The organism is Kitasatospora sp. NPDC059088 (assembly GCF_042738155.1).
GTDB lineage: Bacteria > Actinomycetota > Actinomycetes > Streptomycetales > Streptomycetaceae > Kitasatospora.
This window is the reverse complement of sequence record NZ_JBHYGR010000036.1, coordinates 19,954-27,949: the sequence shown is the minus strand read 5'-3', so window position 1 is coordinate 27,949 and position 7,996 is coordinate 19,954. Positions and strand designations below refer to the sequence as shown.

The 7,996-nt window shown below is 72.2% G+C and carries 11 protein-coding genes; all 11 read right to left on the bottom strand.

What is annotated here, in order from left to right:
• Positions 1 to 88: 88 nt before the first annotated feature.
• The 11 genes from era to ACFWXO_RS18260 all read right to left on the bottom strand — a co-directional run bounded on the left by era (position 89) and on the right by ACFWXO_RS18260 (position 7,948).
• On the bottom strand, positions 89 to 1,018 hold the full coding sequence (gene era / locus ACFWXO_RS18310) for a GTPase Era (protein WP_375892474.1): 930 nt from the start codon (positions 1,016 to 1,018) through the stop codon (positions 89 to 91).
• A 60-nt stretch (positions 1,019 to 1,078) separates the two neighbouring features.
• Positions 1,079 to 1,261: a hypothetical protein gene (locus ACFWXO_RS18305; protein ID WP_360228745.1), complete on the bottom strand. Its 183-nt coding sequence runs from the start codon at positions 1,259 to 1,261 to the stop codon at positions 1,079 to 1,081.
• Positions 1,262 to 1,339: 78 nt separating this feature from the next.
• Positions 1,340 to 1,705 carry a cytidine deaminase gene (locus tag ACFWXO_RS18300; RefSeq protein ID WP_375892472.1) on the bottom strand — a complete coding sequence of 122 codons (366 nt, stop codon included), beginning with the start codon at positions 1,703 to 1,705 and terminating at the stop codon, positions 1,340 to 1,342.
• 36 nt (positions 1,706 to 1,741) lie between these two features.
• A complete protein-coding gene (locus ACFWXO_RS18295) occupies positions 1,742 to 2,293 on the bottom strand; it encodes a DUF4383 domain-containing protein (RefSeq protein ID WP_380524883.1) in 552 nt (183 codons plus the stop codon).
• A gap of 51 nt (positions 2,294 to 2,344) precedes the next feature.
• Positions 2,345 to 2,581 (bottom strand): hypothetical protein, encoded by a 237-nt coding sequence (locus ACFWXO_RS18290; RefSeq protein WP_380401735.1) that lies wholly within the window; start codon positions 2,579 to 2,581, stop codon positions 2,345 to 2,347.
• A gap of 33 nt (positions 2,582 to 2,614) precedes the next feature.
• Positions 2,615 to 3,937 carry a hemolysin family protein gene (locus ACFWXO_RS18285; protein ID WP_375892468.1) on the bottom strand — a complete coding sequence of 441 codons (1,323 nt, stop codon included), beginning with the start codon at positions 3,935 to 3,937 and terminating at the stop codon, positions 2,615 to 2,617.
• A gap of 19 nt (positions 3,938 to 3,956) precedes the next feature.
• A complete protein-coding gene (gene ybeY, locus ACFWXO_RS18280; RefSeq protein WP_030061268.1) occupies positions 3,957 to 4,451 on the bottom strand; it encodes an rRNA maturation RNase YbeY in 495 nt (164 codons plus the stop codon).
• A gap of 14 nt (positions 4,452 to 4,465) precedes the next feature.
• Positions 4,466 to 5,593, bottom strand: a complete 1,128-nt coding sequence (locus tag ACFWXO_RS18275) for a PhoH family protein (protein ID WP_375892466.1) — start codon at positions 5,591 to 5,593, stop codon at positions 4,466 to 4,468.
• A 241-nt stretch (positions 5,594 to 5,834) separates the two neighbouring features.
• Complete coding sequence (locus tag ACFWXO_RS18270) at positions 5,835 to 6,758, bottom strand: ribonuclease Z (protein ID WP_380524882.1); 924 nt, start codon at positions 6,756 to 6,758, stop codon at positions 5,835 to 5,837.
• 6 nt (positions 6,759 to 6,764) lie between these two features.
• On the bottom strand, positions 6,765 to 7,118 hold the full coding sequence (locus ACFWXO_RS18265; RefSeq protein ID WP_380524909.1) for a histidine triad nucleotide-binding protein: 354 nt from the start codon (positions 7,116 to 7,118) through the stop codon (positions 6,765 to 6,767).
• A gap of 56 nt (positions 7,119 to 7,174) precedes the next feature.
• Positions 7,175 to 7,948 carry an RDD family protein gene (locus ACFWXO_RS18260; protein WP_380524881.1) on the bottom strand — a complete coding sequence of 258 codons (774 nt, stop codon included), beginning with the start codon at positions 7,946 to 7,948 and terminating at the stop codon, positions 7,175 to 7,177.
• Positions 7,949 to 7,996 lie beyond the last annotated feature (48 nt).

The following is a 7,996-nucleotide window of genomic DNA, read 5'->3' as shown; positions in this document are numbered from 1 at the left end:
GGGCCGCGGGCCCCCCGGGCCCCGGCGGGCGGCGCGGGGCGCCGCGCGGGGCCCGGGGCGGCTCACCGCCCGTCGCCGAACTCCCCGGTCAGAAGCCGAGCTTGCGCAGCTGCTTGGGGTCGCGCTGCCAGTCCTTGGCCACCTTGACGTGCAGGTCCAGGTAGACCGGCGTGCCGAGCAGCGCCTCGATGTGCTTGCGGGCGGTGGTGCCGACGTGCTTGAGCCGGGAGCCCTTGGCGCCGATCACGATCGCCTTCTGGCTCTGCCGCTCGATGTAGACGTTGGCGTGGATGTCCAGCAGCGGACGGTCCGCCGGGCGGCCCTCGCGCGGCAGCATCTCCTCGACCACGACGGCGAGCGAGTGCGGCAGTTCGTCCCGCACGCCCTCCAGGGCGGCCTCGCGGATCAGCTCGGCGACCATGATCTGCTCGGGCTCGTCGGTGAGGTCGCCCTCCGGGTAGAGCTGGTCGCCCTCGGGCAGCAGCTTGGTGAGGAGGTCGGCGACCAGGTCGACCTGCTGGTCGCCGACCGCCGAGACCGGGATGATCTCGGCCCACTCGAAGCCCAGCTCGATGCCGAGCTGGTGGATGGCGATCAGCTGCTCGGCCAGGCGCTTGGAGTCGACCAGGTCGGTCTTGGTGACGATGGCGACCTTGGGGGTCTTCTTGATCCCGGCGATCTCCTTGGCGATGAACTTGTCGCCGGGGCCGAGCTTCTGGTCGGCGGGCAGGCAGAAGCCGATCACGTCGACCTCGGCCCAGGTGGTGCGGACCAGGTCGTTGAGGCGCTCGCCGAGCAGGGTGCGGGGCTTGTGCAGGCCGGGGGTGTCGACCAGCACGAGCTGGGCGTCCGGGCGGTGCACGATGCCGCGCACGGTGTGGCGGGTGGTCTGCGGGCGGTCGGAGGTGATCGCGACCTTCGTCCCCACCAGGGCGTTGGTCAGGGTCGACTTGCCCGCGTTGGGACGGCCGACGAAGCACGCGAACCCGGAGCGGTACGAGGAGGAAGGGGCATTCATGCGCCCCATTCTCCCTGATCACCGGAGCCCCGCCGTCCGGGGCCGGTCCGTCCGGGGCGCTCAGCCCTTGCCGCCGCCCCGTCCGACCAGCGAGAACACCACCAGCAGCAGCAGGAAGGCGAGTGAACCCCAGAGCCAGTAGACCGTGCCGGTCTCCTGCCACTTGCCCATGCCCATCACGAACAGCACCAGCCCGGCGACGAACGCCAACGCCCCCATGCCCCAGCCCCTCACCGAGTCCACCCCTCCGGTGAGATTATCTGCTGAATGCAGGGGGCGCGGTCTCCTCGCACCGGCCCCGAGGGGGCCGCCGGGGGCCGCTCAGCGGGCCTCGGCCACCACCCGCAGCGTCCCGTCCGGCCCGGCCAGCAGCACCGGCGTACCGGCCCCGCCCAGGTCCCGCACGGCCGCCAGATCGGCCTCGGCGGGCTGCTCGGCCTCGCTCACCACGGCGGCCGCCTCCAGCGACTTCGCACCGCTGGCCACCGCCATCGCCACCGCCGTCCGTAGCGCGCTCAGCCGCAGCGACTCCAGCGCGACCGTCCCGGCCACGTAGGTGCGGCCGGTCTCGTCACGCACCGCGGCCCCCTCGGCCACGCCGTTGCGGGCGCGGGCCGAGCGGGCCAGGGTGATGATCTTCTTGTCTTCGGGGTCGAGTTCGACGATGTCACTCATGCCGCCGAGCATAGGCGGCACCCTCCCGGCGCCCTCGGTCAACCCGGCTCAGTGGCCCACCGGGTGGGTGCGGCCGGGGTTCGGGTTGAGCACCTTGACGAAGGTCTTCGCGGCGCCGGACGGCAGCGGCTCCTCGTGCGAGGCCCGCTCGCGCCAGAACGGGTTGTCGTGCGGCAGGTGGCTGCTCACCCGGCCGTACATCCCGAAGGTGGTCACGACGATCCCGAAGACGAACGCGAACAGCACGTTCGACATCCGGAAGTTGAGGATGTTCGCGTCCGGCCGGCCGAGCACCGTCAGCCCGTAGAAGCCGGACAGGACGAACAGCACGCCGATCACCATGTTGAGGTTGGACGCGAAGTTCCCGCCGATCACCGCTCCGACCAGCAGGACCGCACCCGCCACGATGGACAGGATGCTCAGCGCCCCGTTGGTCGACAGCCCGGCGATCCGGTCACCGTGGGTGGCCAGGAAGCCGGGGTGGTCGGCCAGCCCCAGGATCCCGAACACGATCAGGAAGATCCCCCCGAGCCCCGCCCCGACCCGCCACACCAGGGCGAGCCGTCGATCGACGGTCGGCAGTTCGTCTTGCAGCTTCATGGCGACCTCCAGAGCCCGGCCGTCGCCGCGGGGCGCGGCCGGGAGGCACGGCTAGCTGTAGGGATGGCTCCCCTGCATGTGGGGCGTCTCGTGCATGTAGAGCGAGCCGCACTGCTGGCAGCAGCGCAGCCCGGTGCCCCATTCCTGCTCGGGCCGCGTCTCGGCGTCGTCGGGCATGCTCCGGCCGCAGAGCGCGGTCGACGGGTCCTCGTCCCGCACCACGTGCCAGGACTTGACTCCGCCGGCCGCCCCCTGCGGGCCGTACTCCGCGCGAAGTTTGTGCGTCATGCCCTCCATGGTCGCGCGGCGACCGCCCACCCGCTACTCGCCCGCGGCCCGCACCGTTTCCGACCGGCGCACCGGCGAGGCGACCATCGAACCGATCCGGTTGCGGCGCCCGGCCGAGGACTCGGCGGTCAGCAGGATGCCGGTCAGGCCGTCCGCGGCCGGCTCGGGCAGCGGGATCTCGCAGGCCGACCCGGGGATCGGCACCCGGCCCAGGTGCTTGGCCAGCAGGCCGCCGACGGTCTCGACGTCCTCGTCCTCCAGCTCGATCCCGAACAGCTCGCCCAGGTCCTCCACCAGCAGCCGGGCGGTGATCCGGTACGAGCCGTCGCCGAGGTCCTCGACCGGCGCGATCTCCCGGTCGTACTCGTCGGTGATCTCGCCGACGATCTCCTCCAGGACGTCCTCGATGGTGACCAGGCCCGCCGTGCCGCCGTACTCGTCGATCACGATCGCGACGTGCGAGCGGCGCTGCTGCATCTCCCGCAGCAGGTCGCCGGCCGGCTTGGAGTCCGGGACGAACACGGCCGGGCGCATCACCGCGCCGACCTCCTCGGCCTCCGCCTCCCGGTTGATGTGGGTGCGGCGCACCAGGTCCTTGAGGTAGACGATGCCGACCACGTCGTCCTCGTTGTCGCCGACCACCGGGATCCGCGAGAAGCCCGAGCGCAGCGCCAGGGTGAGCGCCTGCCGGACGGTCTTGTGCCGCTCGATCATCACCAGGTCGGTGCGCGGCACCATCACCTCGCGCACGATGGTGTCGCCCAGTTCGAAGACCGAGTGCACCATCCGGCGCTCCTCGTCCTCGATCAGGTCGTCCTTCTCGGCGAGGTCGACCAGCGCCCGCAGCTCCGCCTCGGAGGCGAACGGCCCCTCCCGGTACCCCTTCCCCGGGGTCAGCGCGTTGCCCAGCAGGATCAGCAGCCGCGGGATCGGGCCGAGCACCGCGGCCAGCGGCAGCAGCACGAAGGAGGCCGCGGTCGCGGTGGAGATCGGGTGCTGGCGCCCGATCGTGCGCGGCGAGACGCCCACCGCGACGAAGGACACCAGCACCATCACGCCGAAGGCCAACAGCACGGCCTGCCAGGTCGGGTGGATGTTGCGCACGCACACCGCGGTGACCAGCACCGCGGCCGCCATCTCGCTGGCCACCCGGATCAGGGTGGCCAGGTTGAGGTAGCGGAACGGGTCGGAGGCGACGGCCAGCAGCCGCGCGGAGCCGCGCCGGCCGTTGCGCACGGCCTCCTCCGCCCGGAACCGGGAGACCCGGGAGATGCCCGCCTCGGCGCACGCGGCCAGCCAGCCCAGGACGACCAGGGCCACGGCACCGAGGATGAAGCTCGTACTCTCACCGCTCACAGGAGTTCGGGCCCCGCGCTCAGTGGGTGGTGGGGGCCGGGGAGATGCCGCCGAGGCCCCGGCCCGCCCGCCAGTCGTCCAGGATCCGCTTCTGGAGGGCGAACATCTCTTCCTCCTCCTCCGGCTCCTCGTGGTCGTAGCCGAGGACGTGCAGCACGCCGTGGACGGTGAGCAGCTGGAGCTCCTCGTCCATCGAGTGCTTGGAGGGGGCCGCCTTGCCCTGCTGCTCGGCGACCTCGGGGCAGAGCACGATGTCGCCGAGCAGGCCCTGCGGCAGCTCCTCGCCCTCCTTGCCCGGACGCAGCTCGTCCATCGGGAACGACATCACGTCGGTCGGTCCGGGCAGGTCCATCCACTGGATGTGCAGCTCCTCCATCGCCGCACCGTCCACCAGGATCACGGACAGTTCGGACTGCGGGTGGATCCGCATCTTGTCCAGGGCGAAGCGGGCGACGTCGAGGATGGCTTCCTCATCGGCGTCCCAACCGGACTCGTTGGCGATGTCGATCGACATGACGGGCTGTGTGCTCAGCTTTCGGTGCGATGGGACTGTCGGGGTGCGCGCGCCGCGGCGGTCTTTCCGGGGCGCCGCTGGGCGGGCTTGCGGGCGGCCGGGGAGTTCTCCTCGGCCTCCTGCCGCGCGTCCCAGCGTTCGTAGGCGTCCACGATCCGGCCGACCAGCTTGTGGCGGACCACGTCGGTGCTGGTGAGGACGGAGAAGTGGATGTCCGGGACGCCGGCCAGGATCTCCTGGACGACCTTGAGCCCGCTGCGGGTGCCGCCCGGGAGGTCGATCTGGCTGGTGTCGCCGGTGACCACCACCCGGGAGTTGAACCCGAGGCGGGTGAGGAACATCTTCATCTGCTCGGGCGAGGTGTTCTGGGCCTCGTCCAGGATGATGAAGGCGTCGTTGAGGGTGCGGCCGCGCATGTACGCGAGCGGCGCGACCTCGATGGTGCCGGCCGCCATCAGGCGCGGGATGGAGTCCGGGTCCATCATGTCGTGCAGCGCGTCGTACAGCGGGCGCAGGTACGGGTCGATCTTCTCGTAGAGGGTGCCGGGCAGGAAGCCCAGCCGCTCGCCCGCCTCGACCGCCGGGCGGGTCAGGATGATCCGGTTGACCTCCTTGGCCTGGAGGGCCTGGACGGCCTTGGCCATCGCCAGGTAGGTCTTGCCGGTGCCGGCCGGGCCGAGGCCGAAGACGATCGTGTGCTTGTCGATCGCGTCGACGTAGCGCTGCTGGTTGAGCGTCTTGGGGCGGATCGTGCGGCCGCGGTTGGACAGGATGTTCGCGGTGAACACCTGGGACGGCGCCGGGCTGTCCGGGCCCTCCTCGCGGAGCATGGCGATGGAGCGCTCCACGGAGTCCTCCGTCAGGGGCTGGCCGGTGCGCAGCACCAGCATCATCTCGTTGAAGAGCTTCTGCACGAGGGCGACCTCGGCGCGCTCCCCGGTGGCGGTCACCTCGTTGCCGCGGACGTGGATGTCGGCGGCGGGGAACCCCTGCTCGATCACGCGCAGCAGCGAGTCCGCCGTGCCGAGCAGGGTGACCATCGGATGCTTCTCGGGGATGACGATCCGGGCGCTCACCCGGCCGTCGTCGGTCGGTTCGGGGCGCGACTGTCCATCGGTACGGGTCTGCGATGTGTCACTCATGGGTCGGCGCTGGGCCTGCCTCATCCCATCCGTGGTCTCGTGTGCCGCTCGGTCTCTCCGGGGCACCAGGGTACGCCGCGAGCGTGATCGCTGCGGCGGGCGGCGGGGCCGCACCCGACGATGCTGCGGCAGATCGCGGGGCGGCGCGAGCCCTTTTCGCGGGGAGCCCGTGCGGCGTCCACCCCCGGCGCCGCGCCGTCCCCGGGTGACGGCGGGTGCTCCACGGGTGGCGGCGGACCGTTCACGGGTGGCGGCGGGCGGGGACGGGCACCCGGGCGAGGTCCTCGGCGAGCACCAGGTCCCCGTCGAAGTGCTTGCGGGCGTCGGCCAGGTGCTGGCCCAGGTCCGGGTAGCGCTGCGAGAAGTGGGTCAGCACGAGGGTCCGCGCCCCGGCCTCGGCCGCGACCTTGGCGGCCTGGCCGGCGGTGAGGTGGCCGTGGTCCTCGGCGAGGTGGGCGTCGGCGTCGGTGAAGGTCGCCTCGACCACCAACAGGTCGGCCCCCTCGGCGAGTTCGTGCACCCCCTCGCAGAGCCGGGTGTCCATCACGAAGGCGAAGCGCTGGCCCCGGCGGTGCTCGCTGACCTCGTCCAGGGTGACGGTGCGGCCGTCCACCTCGACCGCGCCCTCGTGCTGGAGCCGGCCCACGGCCGGGCCGCGCACGCCGGCCGCGGCGAGCCGCTCGGGCACCAGCCGGCGGCCGTCCGGCTCGGACAGCCGGTAGCCGAAGGACTCCACCGGGTGGTCCAGCCGGACGGCGTCCAGCGCGAAGCGGGCGCCGGGCGCGGGCAGCGGGCCGGGCTCGTCGATCGGCCGCGGCCGCAGCACGGCGGTCTCGTGGTACGCGGTGGCGTGCCGCAGCCGCTCGAAGTAGACCTCGCCGGATGCCGGGAAGTAGACGTCCACCGGGTGCGGGACCCGGTCAAGGTTGATCCGCTGGATCACCCCGGCGAGGCCCAGGCAGTGGTCGCCGTGGAAGTGGGTCACCGCGATCCGGGTGATCTGGGTGGCCGAGACCCCGGCGTGCAGCATCTGGCGCTGGGTGCCCTCGCCGGGGTCGAACAGCAGGCCCTCGCCGTCCCAGCGGAGCAGGTAGCCGTTGTGGTTGCGGTGCCGGGTGGGCACCTGGCTGGCGGTGCCGAGGACGACGAGTTCGCGCTGGGACACCTGGGATCAGACCATGCTCTCGTTCATCGGCATCCCGCCGAGCACGTGCACATGGGCGTGGAACACGGTCTGCCCGGCGCCCGCGCCGGTGTTGAAGATCAGCCGGTAGTCCTCGATGCCCTCGTCCCGCGCCACCGCGCCCGCCTCGGCCAGCAGTTCGCCGGCGACCTCGGGCTCGGCGGCGCCCAGCGCCGCGGCGTTCGGGTAGTGGACGTGCGGGATCACCAGGACGTGCACGGGGGCCTTGGGGGCGATGTCGCGGAAGGCGAGGACGCGCTCGGTCTTGCGCAGCACGGTCGCCGGGATCTCGCCCGCCACGATCTTGCAGAACACACAGTCGGACTGCGGCTCGCCGGCCATCGGAATCTCCTCGGTTCGGTCGTCGATCACGGTTGCACGGGCCGTACGGGCGCAGCCTAGCCGAGCCGCCCGAGCGCCTGCTGGTACTCCTGCAGGTGCTTCCAGCGCACCGAGCGCATGCCGATGATGTCCCCCTCCTCCAGGTCGAACTCGTCGAAGACGAACGAGAGCACCAGGACGACGAAGCCGACCAGCCAGCGCCGGGTCAGCCGCCAGGTGTTGGGGCGCATCACCCGCTTGCGGCGCACCACCCGCATCGCCAGGATCCCCTTGCCCACGCTGAACCCGACCAGCCGGGCCAGCACCACCTGGTTGAGGAACGAGACCAGCACGCAGACGCCCAGGAACGCCGCCCAGAACGGCACCACCGGCCCGCTCGCGTGCTGGACGGCGTGGCCGGCCGCGGCCGCGACGGGCTTGGTACGACCCGCCGCGACGTCGGAGGCGACGGCGGCGGCGAAGCCCGCGCCCAGCGCGAGGCCGGCGTCCAGCACCATCGCCAGGAAGCGCCGGAAGCCGCCCGCCTCCCGGGGGCACGGCGGCAGCGCGGGCTGCGGGTGGGGCTGTTGCTGCGGGTACGGGGCCTGCCCGTACGGCGGCTGCGCCTGCGGGTACGGCTGGGGCTGACCGTACGGCTGGGGCTGCGGCGGGTACGGCTGCGGGGGCTGGGCGTACGGCCCCTGGCCGTACGGGTTCGGCCCCGGGCCGCCCGGCGGGTACTGCTGCTGCGGGTACGGCTGGTTCTGCGGGTACTGCTGCTGCGGGTACGGCTGTTGCTGCGGGTACTGCTGCTGTTGCGGGTACTGCGGCGGCGGATAGCCCTGCGCCATGGTGTGCTCCCCCGTGAGCCGTCGACCAGATCAAGATCGCGATCAAGA